Below are 20,274 nucleotides of genomic sequence, written 5' to 3'. Positions count from 1 at the left end.
TCTGCGCGGAAAGATTGAAAACTCTTGCCAGACAATGGCTTTGGTGGCATCACGGGCTTGTAACGCCTAACGCTGCTTAGCGGCCAAACAGCGTTACAGAAGAGCCGCAGCAAGACGGCCGAGGCAAGGAGCAGTGTATGACGGCACGGATCGAACCCGCAATCGGAATGCCGCCGGGCGCCGATGTTTTCGACGACCTCTTGAAAGACGAGGCACGTCTGCGGAAATCCCTCGACAAGCACATGCGCAATGTCTTCTCGCCCGATGCGGCGAAGGAGCTTCGCCCTTTTACCTCGGGCGAAGTTGCGGCCCTCCTGGGCCTCAGCACGTCGCATCTGCGCAAGCTGCACTTCGACGGCAAGATTCCGGAGGTGGAGACCGACACCCGCGGCCACCGGCTCTATAGCGGCAAGAACATCCAGGACATCCGCCTGTCGCTGGCGCGCACGGCGAAGAACCCGCTGCAATTCCTGCCCGGCCGCGTCGGCAATGACCATTTGCAGGTGATTGCGGTTTCGACCTTCAAGGGCGGCTCGGCCAAGACCACCAGTGCCGTGCATCTGGCGCAGCGCTTTGCGCTCAAGGGCTACCGGGTGCTGGCCATCGACATGGACCCGCAGGCTTCGCTGACGACGATGCTTGGCCTGCACCCCGAGCTGGACCTGATGGACGCGGGCACCATTTACGATGCGCTGCGCTACCAGGACCCGGCACCGATGCAGGACGTGGTGCGCAAGACCTATTTTCAGAACCTGGACCTTGCCCCCGGCGGGCTGATTCTCTCGGAATTCGAGACCGAAACCCCGCACGCGATCCGCAAAGGCATCCAGCCGCCGTTCTACCTGCGGCTGAAAGCGGCGATCGACCAGGTGCAGGACCGCTACGACGTGGTCTTCATCGACTGCCCGCCGCAGTTGGGCTTCCTCACTATGTCGGCGCTGGTTGCGGCGACCGGGCTGATGATCACCGTGATCCCCAACATGATCGACGTGGCGAGCCTCAGCCAGTATCTGACCATGGCGACCTCGCTGTTGAAGGTGGTGCAGCGCAATGACCAGCGGCTGGACTATGATTTCCAGCGTTACCTGCTGTGCCGCTACGAGCCCTCGGACATGCCGCAATCGCAGATGGCGTCCTTCCTGCGGATGCATTTCGGGCAGCGGCTGATGACGGAAGCTTTCCTGAAATCCACCGCCGTGTCGGATGCGGGCCTGTCGCAAAAGACACTCTACGAGGCCAATAGAGCCGAAATGAACCGCGCCACACTGGAGCGGGCGATGGAATCGATCAACCGGGTGGCGGATGAGTTCGAGACGTCCGTTCAAGCTGCCTGGGGGAGAAACTGATGGCGCGCAAGAACGTCTTCGAGGGATTGATGGCCGAGTTCGGCAGCGAGGACCCGGATCTGGACACCTCCCCCGCCGTTGAGGACGAGGTCGAGACCGCGCGCGCCGCACCGATCCCCGAAGCCTTCCGCCGCGGCCCCGTCGCGGCGCTGGAGAACGACATCCGCTCCAGTGCCTCGCGCAGCGTGCAGGAAATCGATCCCGAGCAGATCGAGGACACCGGCATGCGCGACCGGTTCGCGCTGGAAGGCGCCGATCTGGACGAACTGAAATCCAGCATTGGGCAATACGGCCAGCAGGTGCCGATCCTGCTGCGCCCGCACCCGCGCCTGAGCGGGCGTTACCAGGTGGTCTACGGACGCCGCCGCCTTGCCGCGATCAAGCAGCTTGGCATTCCGGTCAAGGCGCTGATCCGCACGCTCTCGGACGAGGAAGCGGTGCTGGCCCAGGGCCAGGAGAACAACCACCGCAAAGATCCCTCCTTTATCGAAAAGGCAATCTTTGCCGGCGATCTGGAGGAAGCGGGTTATGCGCCTGCGGTGATCCGCGACGCGCTGGCGGTGAGCAAGAGCCACCTGTCGCATATGCGCAAGGTGCGCCAGGCCATCCCGCGCAACGTGATCGAATGGATCGGCGAGGCGCCGGGCGTGGGCTGGAAACGCTGGCATGCGCTGGCCGAAAAACTTCTCGCCTCCGGCATCGACCCCAAGACGGTTCCGGTGCGGGAGGCCGATGCGGCGCTGGACTCGGCCAAGCGGTTCGAGGCCTTTGCCCGCAGCGTCGAGGCCCGCGTGAGCCCGCCCAAGCCCATGCCCGCACAGGCGCAAGCCGTGCTGGCGCCGGGCGGCAAGGCGAAGATCGGCGAGGTTCTGGTCAGCGGCGGGCGCACCGTGCTGCGGACCGATCCGAAACAGAAGGAATTTGCGCAATGGCTCGAAGCCAACGGCGCAGAGGCCCTGCTGCGTCTTCATGCGCAGTGGGAAAAGGAGCGGACGGCCTAAGCCGCCGTCTGCCATCATCGAGGCGACAGTGAACAACAAGGAGGCACGAGCAGGAGACTAAAAAAAGAGAAGCTCCCCAAGACCGAAATCCCAGAGAGCCCCATCTATGTTAGCACCTAAGATGTATCCCGCTCTCCTCTGAACTGTCAACAGCATCCCATCGGGTTGACGGTATTCCTGTGCCGAATTCCGCCATGCGGAGAGGCACGGGCCGGTCTCGTGCGGCTTCCCGGTCTCTCGTGAAGAGCAGATGGCATTCAAACAGGTGACTTGCGCCGCCGGGGCCCCTGCCCCGCGCGATGGCGTGCGCGTGGACGATGGCAATCCCAAGCAGGCGTTCTGGGTGATTCTGGAGCAGCTGAAGGCGGCAAAGACGGCCTTCGGGCTGAAGGACCGGCACTTTGGGTTGCTGCAGGCGCTGATCTCCTTCGTAAAGGAGCGCGAAAGCTCCGGCGCCTGGGTGGTCTTTGCCTCCAACGAAAAGCTCTGCCAGCGGGCCAATGAAATGGGCGAGCGCACCATGCGGCGTCACATCGCGCGGCTGGTGGACTGCGGGCTGCTGCGCCGCGCCTCCTCGCCCAACGGCAAGCGTTACGTGCATCGCGCCCGCGGCGGCGAGGTGGTGCAGGCCTACGGCTTCGACCTCTCGCCGCTTCTGGAACGCGCCCGGGAGATCGCCCTGCGCGCTGCGGAGGCAGAAGAGGAAGCCGCCCGCGTCCGCCTGCTGCGCGACCGCCTGTCCGTCCTGCGGCGAAACTGGCCGATCGGCTCAGAGGAAGACGACCAGATCCGCCTCGCCCTGCGGCGGCGGCTTTCTTCGGAAGAATTGGAGCAATTGATCGCGGCCCTCTCCCCTGCCCCATCGCAGGCGGAAGCCGAAGCGATTTCGGTGTGCGCGGTATCTGCGGAAGCTGGTGAAAACCGTCCCATAACCGCAGATTTGTCCGCCGCTGACGGTCAATCTGTCCGGCACCATCAGAGATCAATACAGAACAATATTGACTCTGATAGCGAAGAAGGAGCGGTAAAGGCAAAAACAGCGCCAGTCCCGGAACCCGATCTCAAGCTGGAAACCGTAGTGCGGGCCTGTCCGGATGCCGTAGGGTTTGCTCAGACTCCTGTGAGGACTTGGACGGATCTTCACGCTTTGGCGCATTTCGTCGCGCCAATGTTGGGATTGCGCGGGGAAGTCTTGCAGTCTGCTGGGAAAGACCTTGGCGAAGGCGGGCTCTCGCTGACGATCCTGGCGATGACGCAAATGCATGGTACGATCCGCTCTCCTGGGGCCTATCTGCGGGGTCTTGCCCGCAAAGCCGCGATTGGCCGGTTCCGCCCTGCCCGGCTGATCGAAAGTCTTGCGCAGAATGCCGCGCCGGCGTGAATTGGCGGGACGGCTCCCATGTCAGCGTCTTTGTTCCGGCGCTCTGAGCAGCTTCGTCTCCGGACACGTGGTGGGGGTTTACCCGGGTAAACCCTGTTGGTTCTAAACCGCGCTGTGCTGCGGCAGAAGGCTCTTCGGACCGCCAGAACAAGTGTTCGGTTTGACCTTCACACGATGCCGCTGCGGAGAAGGTTTACCGGGGTAAACCGTCCTGTAGTGCGGAAGCACAGGCAGCTAGCCCTCGCGCAGAGGAACCCAGCCGAGCTGAGACGAGCGCCTAGGCTGTGCGTCGGATCTGGGGTTTACCCGGGTAAACCCGTCAAATGTTGCTCCATCTGAGCCGGGTTCTGCCCACAGTCACCGGAGATCAGCCATGCGGAGACAGCACCAAATCCATCACGACAGCGGCCCCCATTCGGCGCTAGCCCCGGAGGAAAACCAGTCCCGCAGGTGTGAGATCAGCGCGCGGATACGTGCGGTCAGGTGGCGGCTTGGCGGGTAGACCGCATAGAGCGCGCCCGGCTGCGGCTCATGATCTTCCAGCAGTAATTCAAGCTCCCCGGACTTCAGGAAACCCTGAACACTGTAATACGGGCACCGCGCCACTCCCAGCCCCTGCGCCGCCATATGCGCCAGAGCCCGGGGAGAGTTCGCCCGGAAGCTGCCGCTCACCGTCACTGCCCTCGCGCGCGGGCCATCTCGGAACATCCAGACGTCCGAGCGCGCGGCCCAGAGCTGCAGCAGGCAGTTGTGCGTTGCTAGCGCCTCGGGCTCCGCAGGGCGGCCGTGCTGATCCAGATACTCCGGGGCCGCTACCACCACCTGCCGCATGTTGCAGAGCTTGCTGGCCACCAGCGTGGAATCCTGCAGCGCCCCGAAGCGCACCGCGAGGTCGAAGCCTTCCTCCACCACCGCGGCATGGCTGTCCGACAACAGCAGGTCGATCTGCACCTTGGGGTGCCGGGTCTGGAACGGCAGCAGCGCACCGGGCAGCTCCCGGCTGCCAAAGCCGGTCGGTGCGGTGATACGGATTGGACCGGCGAGTTCGGACTGGCGCTCCTGGATTACGCCCTCCATCTCGTCGATCTGTTCGAGCACCGGCAGGCAGCGTTCCAGATAGGCGCGGCCGGTGTCAGTCAGCGTCACACTTCGGGTGGTGCGGTGGAACAGCTGCGCGCCAAGTCTTTCCTCCAGCCGGGCCACGTATTTGCTGGCAAGCTTGGTGCTGATCCCGGCCCGCCGTGCCCCTGCGGTAAAGGAGTTTTGCGCCGCCACCGCGGCGAAGGTGCGCATGCAGTCGAGGGTATCCATATTCCGGCAGCCCTGTGCGGTTTGAGGCATTATCGCCATAATGTTCATAATTATTCGCGAAGCAATAGGATTATCGCTTGCCCCTCCGCGGCGTAACTTGCGGGCACACCACCATCCCAATCCGAATTCCAGGAGGATTCTCCATGCCCGACGCCGTCCGTATCCACGGCTTTCCGCTCTCCGGCCACTCCCACCGGGTGGAATTGTTCGCCAGCCTCGCAGGCATCGCCCATGAGGTAATAACCGTCGACCTCGCCAGCGGCGCGCACAAGCAGCCGGAATTCCTGGCGCTGAACCCAGCCGGTCAGGTGCCGGTACTGGTGGACGGCGCTACTGTGATCTCCGACTCCAACGCGATCCTGGTCTACCTCGCCCGGAAGTATGCTCCGGCTTATCTCCCCGCCGATCCGGTATCAGAGGCCGAAGTGCAGAAGTTTCTGAGCCTCGCGGCCGGGGAGATCGCCTTTGGCCCGGCGGCGGCGCGGCTGATCACTGTTTTCAGCGCACCGCTTGATGCCGCCTTCTGCCGCACGGTTGCGGAGCGGGTGCTGGGCAAGCTGGAGGCGCATATGCAGGGCCGCAGCTATCTTGTGGGTAAAGCGCCGACGATCGCCGACGTCGCGGTCTACTCCTACACCGCCCATGCGCCGGAGGGCGGCATCTCGCTCGAACCCTACCCGAACCTGCGGCGTCTGCTGGCGAATATCGAGGCCCTCGACGGCTTCAAACCGATGCCCGCAACCAAGGCGGGGCTTGCCGCCTGACAAGTCCGCCGGCCCCGCAGCAACCGGGGCCGGCGCTTTGCGCAACATTGATCCGACCGGGGCCCGCCATGTCTTCCACTGCAGATTCCGCCGCAACCCGCTCACCCTTTCACGAAGGAGAGCAGACCCTGCAAGCCGAGGCCGGAAAGCGCGAGGCGATGGAGGCCTTCGGCCGCCGGGTGATCCGCTCCTTCATGCCAGAGCAGCATCAGGCGTTCTACGCGCAACTGCCCTTTCTCGCTGCCGGGGCAGTGGATGCGGAGGGATGGCCCTGGGCCGGGCTGCTGGCCGGGGAACCCGGTTTCGCGCAAGCGCCGGATGCCCGCAGGCTGCGGATTGGCACCCGCGGCTTCGAGGGCGATCCGCTGGCTGCTGCGCTGAAGCCTGGCGCGCCGCTGGGGCTGCTGGGCATAGAACTCCACAGCCGCCGCCGCAACCGGCTGAACGGGCGGATTTCGGCGTTGGATGCGGTGGGGCTGGAGCTGCAGGTAGATCAGAGCTTCGGCAATTGCCCGCAGTACATCCAGCATCGCGAGCTGCGCTTTCTGCAGCCGCAGGAAGCAGGGCAGGGGAGGGCGCCGCACGAGCTCACCCGCCTTGATGCTGCCGCGCGGGCGCAGATCGAGACGGCGGACATGTTCTTTGCCGCCAGCTGCGCACCGGGCGGCGGCGACCCGGTGACGCACGGAGCCGATGTCTCCCACCGCGGCGGGCGGCCCGGCTTCGTCAAGGTTGACGGCAACACGCTCACCATCCCCGACTTTCCCGGCAACCACCACTTCAACACCTTCGGCAACTTTCTCCTGATGCCGCGGGCCGGCCTGCTGTTTCCCGATTTCGAGACCGGCGATGTGCTCACACTCACCGGAACAGTGGAGTTGCTCGCCGAGGGCGACCCGGCGCTTGCATACTTCCGGGGCGCGGGCCGCGGCTGGCGTTTTACCCTGTCGCACGGGCGGCGGCTGCCGGCCGTGCTGCCGTTCCGGGCCAACCTCGGGGCGTTCTCGCCCAACACGCTGATGACCGGCACCTGGGCCGAAGCCGCGGCTCAAGCCGAAGTGGACGCGCGGCGCGGAGCCTGGCGGAGTTTCCGTGTCGCTGAGGCGGAGCAGGAAACACCGCTGATCCGTTCGCTCTACCTGGAGCCTGCCGACGGTGCTCCGCTCCTGCCGTTCAAAGCAGGCCAGTTCCTCACGCTGAAGGTTTCGCCTGAGGGCGCGTCAGAGCCGATGGTCAGGACCTACACGGTCTCCTCCGCGCCGGGCGATCCGCACTACCGCATCTCGGTCAAGCGGGAGGCTGGCGGAGCGGTCTCAGGTTTCCTGCATGACGGAGTGCAGCCGGGCGATACATTGGCGGTAAAGGCTCCGCGCGGGGCCTTCCGCATCGATGCTGCCGCAACGAAGCCCGCAGTGCTGCTTGCGGGAGGGGTCGGGGTCACGCCGATGATCGCAATGGCGCGGCACCTGGCCGAGGAAGCTGTGCGCACCCGGCACCTGCGGCCGCTGACCGTGCTGCACGCGGCGCGCACCAAAGACGAGCGCGCCTTCCTGCACGAGTTCCAGGCGCTGGAGACAGCCACCGGCGGGCGCATCCGCTATGTCTCCGTAGTGAGCGGCCCCGCGGCAGGGCAGGGGCCAGAGAAGGGGCCGGAGCCGAAGGCTGGTCAGCTTACCGGCCGGATCGACGCAGAGATGCTGCGCGGGCTCCTGGCTCTGGATGACTACGAGTTTTTCCTCTGCGGATCGCCGGGGTTCACGCAGACGGCCTATGACAGCCTGCGCGAGCTGGGCGTGCGCGATGATGCCATCCGCGCGGAGGCCTTTGGCCCGGCCGCGCTCAAACGGGCACCGGAAACTGCACAGCCATCTGTACCCGGTCCTGCCGAGGCCAAGGAAGCGGTTGTGCATTTCACTCGAACCGGCGCGGAGCAGCGCTGGACCGCGGAAGACGGCCCGCTCTTGGACTTCGCCGAAGCCCACGGGCTGACACCCGATTTCAGCTGCCGCAGCGGCTCCTGCGGCTCTTGCGCGGTGAAGCTGCGGGCGGGCGAGGTTACCTACCGCACCCCGCCCGCGGCGCATCGGGAGCCGGGCGAGGCGCTGCTGTGCTGCGCGGTACCGGCTGCGGGGACTGACCGGCTGGAGCTGGACCTCTAGCCGGCGGTTCCGCTGCGGCCCGCAGCCGGTTACATCTCCAGCAGGCCCCCCAGCACCTTGTCGAGCGTCGCGGGATAGTCCCGTACCCTCACTCCGGTTGCGTTGAAGATCGCATTGGTAATCGCCGCCCCGGCGCCGGAAATACCCAATTCGCCCACGCCCTTGGCCTGCAAAGGATTGGCATAAGGGTCCCGCTCTTCAAGGAAATCAACCTCAAGTTGCGGTACATCCAGGTTCACCGGCACGTGGTACTCCGCCAGATTGTGGTTCACCACATGACCGTCCCGGTGGTCGTGCACCAGTTCCTCGGTCAGCGCAGCGCCGATCCCGAAGATCATGCCGCCGCTGCACTGCGAGCGCGCGGTCTGCTCGTTGAGGATACGTCCCGCGGCAAACACGCCGAGCATCCGCCGCAGCCGGGTCTCGCCGGTCACCGCGTTCACCGCCACCTCGGCAAAATGCGCTCCGAAGCCCGCCTGCTGCACCGCGTCGCTGGTCTCGCCCGGTTCGATATGGCCGATGGCCTCCAGATCCGCGGAGAGGATTTCCCCCAGCTTCTTCTGGGTGTTTCCGGCGGTCGCCAAGCCGTCCTTCAGGGTGAGGCTGTCTGCGTCGGCGCCCATCGCCGCGGCCAGTTCCTCGCGCAGCTTGCGGCAGGCCAGGAACACCGAGGAGCCGGAGGAGCCCGCGCCCCAGGAGCCGCCGGACCCCGCGGAGGGCGGCAGGCTGCTGTCGCCGAGCTTCACCGTCACCGCCTCCAGCGGCAGGCCCAGCATCTCGGCCGCGATCTGGCCCAGCACGGTGTAGGTGCCGGTGCCGATGTCGGTCATGTCGGTTTCCACCGTGGCGGTCGCGTCCCGGTGCAGTACCACGCGGGCTTTGGATCCGCCGAGGATGTTGCCGCGCGCCGCTGCCGCCATGCCGTGGCCGATCAGCCATTCGCCCTCGCGCGTCTTGCCCGGTTCCGGGTTGCGCTGGTCCCATCCGAAGCGTTCGGCCCCTTCGCGCAGGCAATCGGCGAAGCGGCGGGCGGAGTAGGGGATGTCTTCCTCCGGATGGCGCTCGGGGATGTTGCGCAGGCGCAGCTCCACCGGGTCGATCTCCGCGGCATGGGCGAGCTCGTCCATCGCGCTTTCGAGGGCCAACATACCGACCGCCTCGCCCGGCGCCCGCATCGAGCCCCCGCAGGTGAGGTTGCGGCGGCGCAGGACGTAGTTGTAACTGCGGTTCTGGCCCGCATAGAGGAAATGGGTCGCGAGATCCGTGGGCTCGCTGAAGCTTTCGCCAGGCAGGTTGGAGACCCAGCTGTCCTGGCCGACAGCGGTGAGCCGCCCCTCGCCATCGGCGGCCAGGCGGATGCGCTGGCGGGTTTCGCTCCGGCGCATCGTCGCCTCGAAGACTTGCGTCCGGGTCATCACCACGCGCACCGGGCGATCCAGTTCCTTTGCCGCCAGAGCTGCCGCCACCGCCTCCGGCGCGATGCCCAGCTTGGAGCCGAAGCCGCCGCCGACATAGGGGCTGAGGATGCGTACGTCTTCGGGATCGATCCCCAGCGAGTCGGCCAGTTCGTTGCGGTTGTACTTCAGCATCTGGTAGGCGCCATGCAGTGTCAGCTTGCCGCCGTCCCAGCGGGCGAGGGAGGCATGCGGCTCCATCGCGGCGCTGTTCTGGGCGGGCGTTGTGTAGGTGGCATCGACGCTGTGGGCGGCCTCCCGCATCGCCTGTTCGATATCGCCCTGGCTCATCTGCTTGTCGTCCGGGCGCTCCGCCGGGGCCGTCTCCGCGTCGATGGCGGCGTCCCCGGATTCATAGCTTACCGGGAGAACCTGCGCGGCGTGCCGGGCCTGCTCGAAGGTCTCGGCCACCACCAGCGCAATCGGCTGGCCGAAATAGGCCACCTCGTCCGGGCCCTGCGCCGGAGCCTCGTTGGCGGTGCCCTGGGCCGGGTTGCGCAACAGGCGTGCGTGGTCGATCACCGTGAGCACACCGGGCAGCTGCAGGACCGCCTGCTTGTCCATCGCGGTGACGCGGCCCTTGGCGATGGTGGCGCGCACCAAGACGCCGGTGGCCTCGGTTCCATCGCCGAATTCGGCCGCGTAGGGCGCCTGGCCGCAGACCTTCAGCGGGCCTTCGCGGCGGGGCGCCGGGGTGCCTAGCGTGCCTTGCGCCATGCCGTCGAGCACATCGGGCTGCGCCTTGTCCATCTTGAGATGTTCGGTCATGACGGCACCTCCGTAAGGCCGCGCAGCACGGCAATCAGCGTGCGGCGGGTGAGGGGGATCTTAAAATCGTTAGCGCCGAAGCCCCTGGCGCCGGACAGCAGCGTATCCGCGGCCTTGTGGAACAGATCGTCCGAAGGAGCTTCGCCGGTAAGCAGGTGCTCCACTTGCGGATTGCGCCAGGGCTTCGGGGCAATGCCGCCGAAGGCAAGGGCGATGCTGCTGATGCGGCCGCCCTCCATCACGGCCACCCCGGCAACCGAGACCAACGCAAAGGCATAAGACGCCCGGTCGCGAACCTTGCGGTAGATGTGGCGGCCGCCGGGCGGCGGCGGCAGCAGCACCGCGGTGATCAAATCGCCTGGGTCCAGCACGGTTTCCACGTCCGGCGTGTCGCCGGGCAGGCAGTAGAAGTCATCGAGCGGCACTGTCCTGCGCCCGCCGCCCGCGGCCTCCACCTCGACCTCCGCCCCAAGCGCCATCATCGCCACCGCCATGTCCGAAGGGTGGGTCGCGATACAGTGCTCCGAGGTGCCGAGGATCGCGAGGATGCGGTTGAAGCCGTCCTTGGCCTGGCAGCCGGAGCCGGGCGTGCGCTTGTTGCAGGGCATCGCAGTGTCATAGAAATACGGGCAGCGGGTGCGCTGCAGGAGGTTGCCGCCGGTGGTCGCCTTGTTGCGCAGCTGCCCCGAGGCGCCGGCCAGCAGCGCGCGTGACAGCACCTCGTAATCGCGCCGCACCGTGGGATGGGCCGCGAGGTCGCTGTTGGTGACCAGCGCGCCGATGCGGAAGCCCCCTTCGCCGGTTTCCTCGATCCCGCCGAGGTCGAGCCGGGTGATATCGACCAGTTCGTGGGGTGTCATCACCTCCAGCTTCATCAGGTCGAGCAGGTTGGTGCCGCCGGCAATCACCGTGGCTCCTTTACTAGCGCGGTCCGCGGCCTCCGCCGGGGAGGCCGCGCGGGTGTAGCCGAAGGCTTTCATGACGTCTCTCCCCCCGAAGTATTCTCCGCCGCCTCCAGGATGGCGCTGACGATGCCGGGATAGGCCGAGCAGCGGCAGAGGTTGCCGCTCATCCGTTCCGAAATTTCTTCGGAATCAAGCGCCACGTCCCCCGTCAGACTGTCCGACACATGCGATGGCCAGCCCTCCGCCGCCTCCTCCAGCATCGCGGTGGCGGAGCAGATCTGACCGGCGGTGCAATAGCCGCACTGGAAGCCGTCGTGGCGGACGAAGGCCTCCTGCAGCGCCGACATGCCGCCGGGCGAACCCAGCCCCTCAATCGTGGTGATCTCGTCGCCGTCATGCATGCAGGCCAGCGTCAGGCAGGAGTTGATCCGCCGACCGTTCACGATCACCGTACAGGCGCCGCATTGGCCGTGGTCGCAGCCCTTCTTGGTGCCGGTCAGCTTCAGGTGGTGGCGCAGCGCATCCAGCAGCGTGGTGCGCGGATCGGCGTCGAGTGTGTGTTCGGCGCCGTTGATCGTGAGAGTGGTGGTGAGGGTCATCGGACGGGCTTTCTCTCGGGCAAGAAGAAACGCCCCGGACTTGTTCGGTCCGGGGCCGGGCTATTCCTAGGGCTCAGCGGTGCAGGCCGTCGCGTGCGTGCTCGCCTTCGCGGACTTCCTCGATGATCTTGCTGCAGAACGCCTCCAGATCGTCCGGGTTGCGCGAGGTAATGATGCCGTTGTCGATCGCCACTTCCTTGTCGACCACATTGGCACCGGCATTCTTCAGGTCGGTGCGGATCGAGTGGTAGGAGGTCATCTCCCGTCCCTTCACCACGTCCGCCTCGATCAGGAGCCAGGGCGCGTGGCAGATCGCCGCCACGATTCTGCCGCCGGTCACGAACTTGCGGATGGTTTCCACCGCGTCCTTGTCGGTGCGCAGGATATCGGGGTTGATCTGGCCGCCGGGCAGCACCAGCGCGATGTAGTCGTCGACCTTCACGTCCGAGGTTTTCAGGTCGGCTTTGGCGGACTTGCCCCAATTGTCCTTATCCCAGCCTTTGATCGGCCCTCCGTCCGGGGTGGCGATGTGGACCGTGGCACCGGCCTCCTTCAACCTTTCCAGCGGCACGAAAAGTTCGGATTGCTCGAAACCATTGGTGGCCATGATGAGGATGTTCGCATTGCTCATGCCGGGCATGTGTCGTCCTTTCCATTTGTGGTTTCCTGTTCCGCCCCGTGCACCGGGGCGGTTGGAGCCTTCCCGCCGGGAGGCAGGGCAGGGTGGCACCGGGTGGGGTGAGAGGAGAGGGCTGGGCCCCGCCCGTCAGGAGGCCTCCCGGTCCCAGTAGCGCAGTGAGCGGCAGCTCTTGAGAAAGCCGTCCATATCCCCGCTGCTAAGATCGGCCATGCCGCCGTCCATGCTGTCCGCCAGTCCTGCGGCTTTCAGAAGCGGTTTGGCGGCTTCGGTCCAGCCGATGAACTTGCAATGGGCAAAGGCGTCGTTCACGAAGTCGATCGATGGCTTGTTCTCCGCCAGGTCCTTGCCCGCGTCCTCTCCGAACACCAGCGCCACCGCGTCGAAGACCACCGAGGGCCCGCCGTCGATCTTCTCGTCACCGGCGCGGATGCTGCCGTCGGAGAGGGTCACGCCGAAGATATGCGGCGAAACCACTGCAACCATCGCGCCTTCCTTGGTAAACGCGTCCTCGATTTTTTTGACCAGCTCGGCATCGGCGCCGTCGCTCAGGTAGAGCCCCAGCTTGCGGCCCTTGAAGCTGTCCGGACCGTTCTTAACGATACTAAGCGCGTCCGAAGGCGGCAGGTCGGTGAGCGGCGCGCGCGCGGGTTCCGCGGCGTCCGGCATTTCCGAGACGCCCAGCCCCTCGGCCACCTTGGAGGCCAGATCCTCGTGCACGTTGATCAGGTGGCTCAGCATCCGCAGGCGGATGTCCTCGCGCTCGCACTTCGACAGCTCGAAGGTGAAGGCTGCGGCAATGTGGTCCTGCTCCACTGAAGTCTGGCTGATCCAGAACTGCCTTGCCTGGCTGTAATGGTCGGCAAAGGTTTCCGAGCGCACCCGCTGCTTGGTGCCCTCGGTCTGCTCCGGATAGCTCGCAAAGCCCATATGCGGGTTCTCACGCGCGCCGCCTTCGTCGCCCCAGCTGTTGGGCTCGTAATTGGCCCGGCCCCTGGGGTTGTACATCGCCATATGCCCGTCCTGCTGGAAGTGATGCACCGGACAGCGCGGCGCGTTGATTGGGATATGAGTGAAGTTCGGCCCGCCCAGCCGCTTGGTCTGGGTATCGAGATAGGAGAAATTACGCCCCTGCAGCAGCGGGTCGTTGGTGAAGTCGATGCCCGGCACGATGTTCTGGGTGCAGAAGGCCACCTGCTCGGTTTCGGCAAAGAAATTGTGGACGTTGTTGTTCAGCGTCATCGTGCCGATGATGCGCACCGGAATCTGCTCTTCGGGAATGATTTTGGTTGCGTCGAGGATGTCGAATTCGAACTTGTCCGCAAAATCGTCGTCAAAGACCTGGATGCCCAGATCCCACTGCGGAAAATCGCCGGCGTCGATCGCGTCCCACATGTCGCGGCGGTGGAAGTCCGGGTCGGCGCCGTTGATCTTCAGCGCCTCGTTCCAGACCACCGATTGCAGGCCCTGTTTCGGCTTCCAGTGGAACTTCACGTAGTGCGATTTACCCTCGGCGTTGATCAGCCGGAAGGTATGGACGCCGAAGCCCTCCATGAAACGGAAGGAGCGCGGGATGGCGCGGTCGGACATGGTCCAGAGGCTCATGTGCACGGTTTCGGGCGTCAGCGAGATGAAATCCCAGAAGTTGTCATGCGCGCTTTGCGCCTGCGGGAAGCCGCGGTCGGGGGCGGGTTTCACCGAGTGGATCAGGTCGGGGAACTTGATCGCGTCCTGGATGAAGAAGACGGGGATGTTGTTGCCCACCAGGTCCCAGTTGCCTTCCTGAGTGTAGAATTTCACCGCAAAGCCGCGCACGTCGCGGGCCACGTCCGGCGAACCCTTGCTGCCCGCGACGGTGGAGAACCGGGTGAACACCGGCGTCTTTTCGCCCTTGCGCTGGAAGATGTCGGCGCAGCTGAGATCAGGGATCGGGTCGGTCAGTTCGAATTCGCCGTGCACACCATAGCCGCGGGCATGCACCACGCGCTCGGGGATGCGCTCGTGGTCGAAGTGGAAGATCTTCTCCCGCATCGCCTGGTCTTCGAGCAGCACCGGGCCCCGCGGGCCTGCCTTGAGGGAGTTCTGATCGTCCGAAAGCGGCGCGCCCTGCGCCGTTGTCATGGTCCGCTGCTTGGAGCTCATCTGCTGATGCGGCTCGCCACCCTTGCCGGTTTCTGGGTCTGTCATTGAAGTTACCTTTCGCTGCCATATGCCGGGCACCCGCTTCCGGCCTGCCTCAGGAGGCGGCTGGAGCAGGCTGGAAAGTCATGCGTCCAAAGTAAACGGGCGGTCCTGCATTCTGCGATGCGTCGGGCCGGCGTTACGCAATGCGTTGCTGGTCCAACGCGGCAGGTCAGGATTGGTTCCGCGCACCCCGATGTGCACCGGCCTTCGCGCGAAAACCCGCCCGAATGGCAGGGTTTTCACGTGGCCAGGATCCAGCCCCGGATAGGATCAAGGTTTCCAACTGGAAAGCCGCCGCGTCTCCGCGCGCGGGAGGAACAGGCGGCTGGGCCGGCCGTGAGGCCCGCCTGCAAAAGCGGCGGCGGCGCCGGGCCGGTCAGCCAGCGGGTGCAACCGCCGCCAGCGCCAGCAGGACGGAATCCTTGCCGTAGGGCTTGCTGACCCGCGGCACCTGCGCCAGCGGGCCAGGTGTGTCCAGGCGGTCGCTGTAACCGCTGGCAAAGGCAAACTTGCGCCCGCTGTCGTAAAGGTCCTGAGCCAGGCCAAGGGTTGTCGTGTCCCCAAGATTGATGTCGAGGAACACGAAGTCATAAAGCTTCGCGGCCAGCGCCGCCTCGGCCTCAGCAAGGCTGGAGACCAAGTCGATATCCTCGGCGCCGATGCCTTCGAAAATTGCCTCCGCCCCCATACCGATCACCAGGTTGTCCTCCACGATCAGCACCGAACCCGGGCACCAGCCGGACTCCACCGGTGTCTTGGAAGGTGTGAGTGCCGCGAGGGTGTCCGGCGGCGCCGGTTGCACGTAGCTGGCGGGCAGCTGAAACTCAGCCTCCAGCCCGCCCAGCCGGTAACGTACGTCGGCGGTGCCGCGCAATTCATGCGGGATCAGCCGCTCGACAATGGTGGTGCCAAAGCCCCGCCGGCTCGGGGCTTTTACCGGCGGGCCGCCGCGCTCCTGCCAGGTGAGCGACAGGCTGCCATCAGGCAGTTTCCGTGCGCCGAGGGTGACCCGCCCGCCCTGCGACGACAGCGCGCCGTATTTGGCGGCATTGGTCGCAAGCTCGTGCACCACCAGCGCTGCCGCGGAATAGGCTGCGGGCTCGAGCAGGCAATCGTCGCCGTCAAAGACGACCCGGCCCGGCTGGCTGCCCCCATAGCTTTCCAGCTCGGTCCGCACCATGTCAAACAGCGGGGCAGCGGACCAGTTCTGGCGGGTAATCTGGTCATGCGCGCGGGCCAGCGCCTGCACCCGGCTGTCCAGCACCGCGACGAAATCCGCGGCGGAATGGGATTTCGATTTGGTCTGCGAAATCAGCCCCGAGACCAGCCCCAGGATGTTGCGCACCCGGTGGTTCAGTTCGGCAATCAGCAGTTCCTGCCGCTCTTCCGAGGCGGCGCGGTGCTTTTCGGCCTCGCCGGTGAGCCGCAGCACGATTTCCAATAGCGTCATGCGCAGCTGGGCTGCCGTGGCGAGGTCCGCGGCGCTCCAGTATTCGCACTCGCCCTCGACCATCGTGCGCCACGCCTCAAAGCTCTTGCGCGGCGACAGGCGAGGGGTGCCGTTCTGCGGCGTCACGGGCTTATCCGGGTTGCCCGCCCAGGAGACGGATTTCACCACTTCGCGGCGGAAGAACACAATGTAGTCGCGCGGTGAGCGCGAGATCGGGATCGCCAGAATTCCCGCGGCATCCGCCGCGAAATCCGCCGCGCCCGGCATTGCGCCGCCCAACTTGTGGGTGGAATAAACCTTGTTTGCGGATGCCCGGTTCAGGAATTTCACCATTTGGGCGAATTCCGCCTCGCCCGGTCCCGAGCCTTCGATGTGGGTGCTGCCGTTCAGCACCACGCCAAAGCCATCGGCGGCCAGGAACTGGCTCACCTCGCGCAGCATCGGCAGCAGTTCTTCCAGCGGCGTGTTCTGCATGTTCATCGAGGCGGTGAAAGCATCGGTCAGCTTGCGCACCTCGTTCGAGGTGCGGGTCTCCTGCTCCGTCAGCTTGGCGCTGAGCAAGAGCGAGAACATCTGGCCGAACAGCTCGGCCGCCCCTTTTTTCGAAGCCGACAGCCGGATGGTTTCGCCGTGGTGGCAGGCAAACAAACCCCAGAGCTTGCCGTTGACGATAATCGAAATCGACATCGATCCGGCCACCCCCATGTTGGCGAGGTACTCCAGGTGCACGGGCGAGACACTGCGCAGGACGCTCTGGGACAGATCCAGCAGGCCACCGTCCGGGCTTTGGGCCGGATAGATTTCCACACCGCGCTCGGAGGAGTCCGCGATGATCCGGATCGGGTTGCGCAGGTAAAGTTCCCGCGCCTGCTTGGGAATGTCGGATGCCGGATAGCGCAGGTTGAGGAAAGGTTCCAGCGCGGGCTTTTTGGCCTCGGCAAAGACCTCGCCCGAGCCGTCCGGCAGGAAGCGGTAGACCATCACCCGGTCCAGCCCGGTGAGGAGCTGCAGGAATTTGGCTGATTCCCTGCAAAACTTCCCTACATCCTCGCTTTCGGAGAGCCGCGCCAGGATCGAACGGACAGTGGAGATGTCGTCTTCGTATTCGCTGGCCGGGACTGAAGGCTCGAACTCCAGGACAATGTACTGTCCGGACATATGGACCGTCGCGCCATAGCCGGCGTCGCTGTGGCGGAAGACGATGTTCCGAACCCGCTCGCTGCCCTCGCCGCCGCGCAGGAATTGCAGACGGTTGCGGATGTCGTGTAGTGAGCGGTTCTCCAGAAGCGCGGCGAGCGGTTCGCCAACCGCCTCTGCGGCGCTTATTCCTGCAAAGTGTTCAAGGTTCTGCGAGGCTTGCGAGACGATCCAGTCGTGCGTTACCGCGATCAGGCATCCGAAGGGCTGGACCCGGTTCAACTGGTGAATTGGCTCCCGGTCGCAGGTGGTCAGGTCCAGTTCCCGCGCGCCGCTGTCTTCAGCGGCCGAAGAAGCGGCGGGGGGCAGATCGGTCATAGCGATGGCTCCTTGAGCAGGGAGGCGGCCTTAGCCTGGTAGAGGCTGAACACGCTGCGCGCCGCAGAGATGGCTTTCGGATGCTCTTCGCCGGGAAGGTTCTGCGCCTCCAGCCAGCTGAGGAACCCTTGCCAAAGCGGCTGGCCGTTACCGTGCTCAAGAAATGACTTTGGCATGCTTTCCGGCGCAGTTTCAACCATACGGTGCAAAAGCCGTCCGCCAAGCCGCGAACCTTCCAGCACATAGAGCACCCCGGCCACTGTGCCGCGGCAGGGCGCGATCGCGAAGGCGGCGGGATCGGGTTCGGGCAGCGCCAGCGCGGCAAGATCGGCGCGCAGCGCCTGCGAGCGCCGCCGCGCGGGCCAATCGGGCGGCAGCGCCGCCGCGCCGCGGTCCTCCAGCCAGGCCTCCAGGGGCAGCAGTGCCGCCGCCTGCATGCGCAGAAAATTCCGGTAGCCGCCCCGGCTGCTCAGGTCCCAGCGCGATACCAGCCGGTCCAGCGCCTCGTGCTCGCCTTTGGTGCCGCAGCGCAGCGCCGTTCGCAGTGTCATTCAGAGGTTACCTTCCGGGAAGAGTGCACGTGTCAAAAGAATATAGGCCGAACCGGCCAACGGTCTGCTGTTTTTAAATGATCCGCAACCCGTTTCTGCCATCTGCCGGCCCCTCCGGCGCCGCGGCGGCCTGATTCTGCAGCGGCGTATCCCCGCCGATCCGCTGCCGTAGCGGCAGCCGCTCTGGACCTCGCTGCCAATAGGCTCTAGGGAGGAGAAAAAGCGCGGGAAACGCCGCGGCAAACGACGAGCAGGAGCATCTGGCACCTATGCCGGACCAGGACAGCAAAAACGGCGCCGAAGCCACGGCCGCCAGGTTCCAGATCCGCGGACGGTTTCTGACGGCAATCGCATTGCGTCTGGCGGACGGCCCGCAGGACGATGCGTTTTTTGCATCGCTGGACCAGCAACTGCAAAAGCTGCCGCATTTCTATGCCAACGCGCCGATGGTTCTTGATCTCGAACATACCGCCGGGCTGACCGGCGGGTCGGATCTCGCTGAACTGACCAGCCACCTGCGCGCGCGCAACCTGTCGGTCTTCGGGGTGCAGAATGCCACCAGCGAGCAGACCGAAGCGGCGCAGGCGGCCGGGCTCATCACCGTTTCTGGCGGCAAGGATAGCCCGCTGCCTTCGGGACGGGAAAAGCCGCAGCTGCCGAAGAAATTGCAGCCGCCGCAGAACAAGCTGATCACCGCGCCGGTGCGCTCGGGGCAGACGGTGATTGCCGAGGGCGGCGATCTTACCGTGATCGGCCCGGTGAGCTCCGGCGCGGAGCTGATTGCGCGTGGCAGCATCCACGTGTATGGCCGCCTGCGCGGCCGGGCGATGGCAGGCGCGCACGGCGACGAGTCGGCGCGCATCTTCTGCCAGAATCTTGATGCCGAACTGCTGGCGGTTGCCGGCCTCTACCGGACCAGCGAGCATCTGGGCGCGGAAATCCGCGGCCGCGCTGTGCAGGCATATCTGGAAGACGGCCGGCTGTGTGTGGAGACACTGGGATGACGGGGCAAATGAAACAGGAGCGGCCATTGGGCAAGATCATCGTTGTAACCTCGGGCAAGGGCGGCGTCGGCAAGACGACCTCGGCCGCGGCGATCAGCGCCGGACTTGCCAAACGCGGCCACAAGACGGTTGTGATCGACTTCGACGTCGGCCTGCGCAACCTGGACATGATCATGGGCTGCGAGCGCCGCGTGGTGTTCGACTTCATCAACGTGATCCAGGGCGACGCCAAGCTGAAGCAGGCGCTGATCAAGGACAAGCGGCTCGACAACCTGTCGGTGCTGCCGACCTCGCAGACCCGCGACAAGGACGCGCTGACCAAGGAAGGCGTGAAGCAGGTGCTGGACGAGCTGCGCGAGGAGTTCGACTACATCATCTGTGACAGCCCCGCCGGCATCGAGCGCGGCGCCCATCTGGCGATGTATTACGCCGACGAGGCAGTCGTGGTGACCAACCCCGAGGTCTCATCGGTGCGCGACAGCGACCGGGTGCTGGGTTTGCTGAACAGCAAGACCCAGCGTGCCGAAAGCGAGGGCCAGGCCCCGGTCAAGGCCCAGGTGCTGCTCACCCGCCACGACCAGTCCCGCATCGAGCGCGGCGAGATGATGACGGTCGAGGACGTGCTGGAGATCCTGGCGGTGCCGCTGCTCGGCATCATCCCCGAAAGCACCGCGATCCTGCGCGCTTCCAACATGGGGGTGCCGGTGGTGCTGGACGAGCAGCCCTCGGACGCGGCCTCGGCCTACGACGACGCGGTTGCCCGGCTCACTGGCGAGGAAATCGAAATCCGCGTCGGCGCGCACCGGCGGCCGGGCTTCCTGCAGCGCCTGTTCGGGCGGACGGCATGAAGATGTTCGGCTTTTCTCTGAAACCGCGGAAGGCCAAGTCGGCAAACACCGCCAAGGAGCGGCTGCAGATCCTGCTCGCGCATGAGCGCAACGGCAACGCCAGCCGGGACTGCCTGCCGCAGCTGCAGCGCGACATCCTGGAAGTGATCCGGCGCCACATGGAAATCGACAAGGACGCCGTGGACATCCGGATGGAGCGGCGCGACGACCTGTCGAGCCTGGAGATCAATATCGAGCTGCCGGGCGGGCGCTGAGGCACCCCCGCGGCGATCCTTCCGGGTTGCGGCGGCGGATTGCCGCTGCCGAAGCGCCGCGCCAGCCGCCGTTGACCGGCGGGCGGGGCGGGCGCTACCTTTGGAGCATGAGTCCCGCGCGGGGCTCAGCAGTTCCGGAGGCA

16 protein-coding genes are annotated in these 20,274 nt (G+C 65.6%); 8 read left to right on the top strand and 8 right to left on the bottom strand.

Going from position 1 to position 20,274, the window contains the following annotated elements:
* The first annotated feature begins 137 nt into the window (after positions 1-137).
* The 3 genes from repA to repC all read left to right on the top strand — a co-directional run bounded on the left by repA (position 138) and on the right by repC (position 3,728).
* On the top strand, positions 138-1,346 hold the full coding sequence (gene repA / locus ACOHWE_RS13300; RefSeq protein WP_420667036.1) for a plasmid partitioning protein RepA: 1,209 nt from the start codon (positions 138-140) through the stop codon (positions 1,344-1,346).
* A complete protein-coding gene (gene repB, locus ACOHWE_RS13295; protein WP_420667035.1) occupies positions 1,346-2,347 on the top strand; it encodes a plasmid partitioning protein RepB in 1,002 nt (333 codons plus the stop codon). Before repA ends, repB begins: the two co-directional genes overlap by 1 nt.
* Positions 2,348-2,597: 250 nt before the next feature.
* Complete coding sequence (repC, locus tag ACOHWE_RS13290; protein ID WP_420667034.1) at positions 2,598-3,728, top strand: plasmid replication protein RepC; 1,131 nt, start codon at positions 2,598-2,600, stop codon at positions 3,726-3,728.
* Between the two features lie 396 nt (positions 3,729-4,124).
* On the opposite strand, the gene ACOHWE_RS13285 is transcribed toward repC, so the two are convergent.
* Positions 4,125-5,039, bottom strand: a complete 915-nt coding sequence (locus ACOHWE_RS13285; protein WP_420667033.1) for a LysR family transcriptional regulator — start codon at positions 5,037-5,039, stop codon at positions 4,125-4,127.
* 143 nt (positions 5,040-5,182) lie between these two features.
* Between ACOHWE_RS13285 and ACOHWE_RS13280 the strand changes: the two genes are divergently transcribed.
* A complete protein-coding gene (locus ACOHWE_RS13280; protein ID WP_420667032.1) occupies positions 5,183-5,803 on the top strand; it encodes a glutathione S-transferase family protein in 621 nt (206 codons plus the stop codon).
* 68 nt (positions 5,804-5,871) lie between these two features.
* Entirely contained in the window at positions 5,872-7,962 is a 2,091-nt protein-coding gene (locus tag ACOHWE_RS13275) for a pyridoxamine 5'-phosphate oxidase family protein (protein WP_420667031.1), read from the top strand.
* Between the two features lie 29 nt (positions 7,963-7,991).
* On the opposite strand, the gene ACOHWE_RS13270 is transcribed toward ACOHWE_RS13275, so the two are convergent.
* The 7 genes from ACOHWE_RS13270 to ACOHWE_RS13240 all read right to left on the bottom strand — a co-directional run bounded on the left by ACOHWE_RS13270 (position 7,992) and on the right by ACOHWE_RS13240 (position 18,025).
* On the bottom strand, positions 7,992-10,184 hold the full coding sequence (locus ACOHWE_RS13270) for a xanthine dehydrogenase family protein molybdopterin-binding subunit (protein ID WP_420667030.1): 2,193 nt from the start codon (positions 10,182-10,184) through the stop codon (positions 7,992-7,994).
* Positions 10,181-11,164, bottom strand: coding sequence for an FAD binding domain-containing protein (locus tag ACOHWE_RS13265; protein ID WP_420667029.1), 984 nt, complete (start codon positions 11,162-11,164; stop codon positions 10,181-10,183). Before ACOHWE_RS13265 ends, ACOHWE_RS13270 begins: the two co-directional genes overlap by 4 nt.
* A complete protein-coding gene (locus ACOHWE_RS13260; protein WP_420667028.1) occupies positions 11,161-11,688 on the bottom strand; it encodes a 2Fe-2S iron-sulfur cluster-binding protein in 528 nt (175 codons plus the stop codon). Before ACOHWE_RS13260 ends, ACOHWE_RS13265 begins: the two co-directional genes overlap by 4 nt.
* A gap of 73 nt (positions 11,689-11,761) precedes the next feature.
* Entirely contained in the window at positions 11,762-12,328 is a 567-nt protein-coding gene (locus ACOHWE_RS13255) for a type 1 glutamine amidotransferase domain-containing protein (RefSeq protein WP_420667027.1), read from the bottom strand.
* A gap of 126 nt (positions 12,329-12,454) precedes the next feature.
* Positions 12,455-14,512 (bottom strand): catalase, encoded by a 2,058-nt coding sequence (locus tag ACOHWE_RS13250; protein WP_420667025.1) that lies wholly within the window; start codon positions 14,510-14,512, stop codon positions 12,455-12,457.
* 373 nt (positions 14,513-14,885) lie between these two features.
* Positions 14,886-17,474, bottom strand: coding sequence for an HWE histidine kinase domain-containing protein (locus tag ACOHWE_RS13245; protein ID WP_420667023.1), 2,589 nt, complete (start codon positions 17,472-17,474; stop codon positions 14,886-14,888).
* On the bottom strand, positions 17,471-18,025 hold the full coding sequence (locus tag ACOHWE_RS13240; RefSeq protein ID WP_420667022.1) for a biliverdin-producing heme oxygenase: 555 nt from the start codon (positions 18,023-18,025) through the stop codon (positions 17,471-17,473). The genes ACOHWE_RS13245 and ACOHWE_RS13240 overlap by 4 nt, the downstream gene beginning before the upstream one ends.
* 269 nt (positions 18,026-18,294) lie before the next feature.
* Between ACOHWE_RS13240 and minC the strand changes: the two genes are divergently transcribed.
* The 3 genes from minC to minE are packed head-to-tail and all read left to right on the top strand — an operon-like array spanning position 18,295 to position 20,131.
* The gene (gene minC / locus ACOHWE_RS13235; protein ID WP_420667020.1) at positions 18,295-19,029 is read left to right on the top strand and encodes a septum site-determining protein MinC; all 735 of its coding nucleotides are present in this window, start codon (positions 18,295-18,297) and stop codon (positions 19,027-19,029) included.
* Positions 19,026-19,877, top strand: a complete 852-nt coding sequence (gene minD / locus ACOHWE_RS13230; protein ID WP_475682157.1) for a septum site-determining protein MinD — start codon at positions 19,026-19,028, stop codon at positions 19,875-19,877. Before minC ends, minD begins: the two co-directional genes overlap by 4 nt.
* Before the next feature lie 2 nt (positions 19,878-19,879).
* Positions 19,880-20,131 (top strand): cell division topological specificity factor MinE, encoded by a 252-nt coding sequence (gene minE / locus ACOHWE_RS13225; protein ID WP_420667019.1) that lies wholly within the window; start codon positions 19,880-19,882, stop codon positions 20,129-20,131.
* Positions 20,132-20,274 lie beyond the last annotated feature (143 nt).

It is taken from the genome of Cribrihabitans neustonicus, from assembly GCF_048820895.1.
Taxonomy (GTDB): domain Bacteria; phylum Pseudomonadota; class Alphaproteobacteria; order Rhodobacterales; family Rhodobacteraceae; genus Cribrihabitans_A; species Cribrihabitans_A neustonicus.
This window is presented reverse-complemented; position numbering and strand designations above follow the sequence as displayed.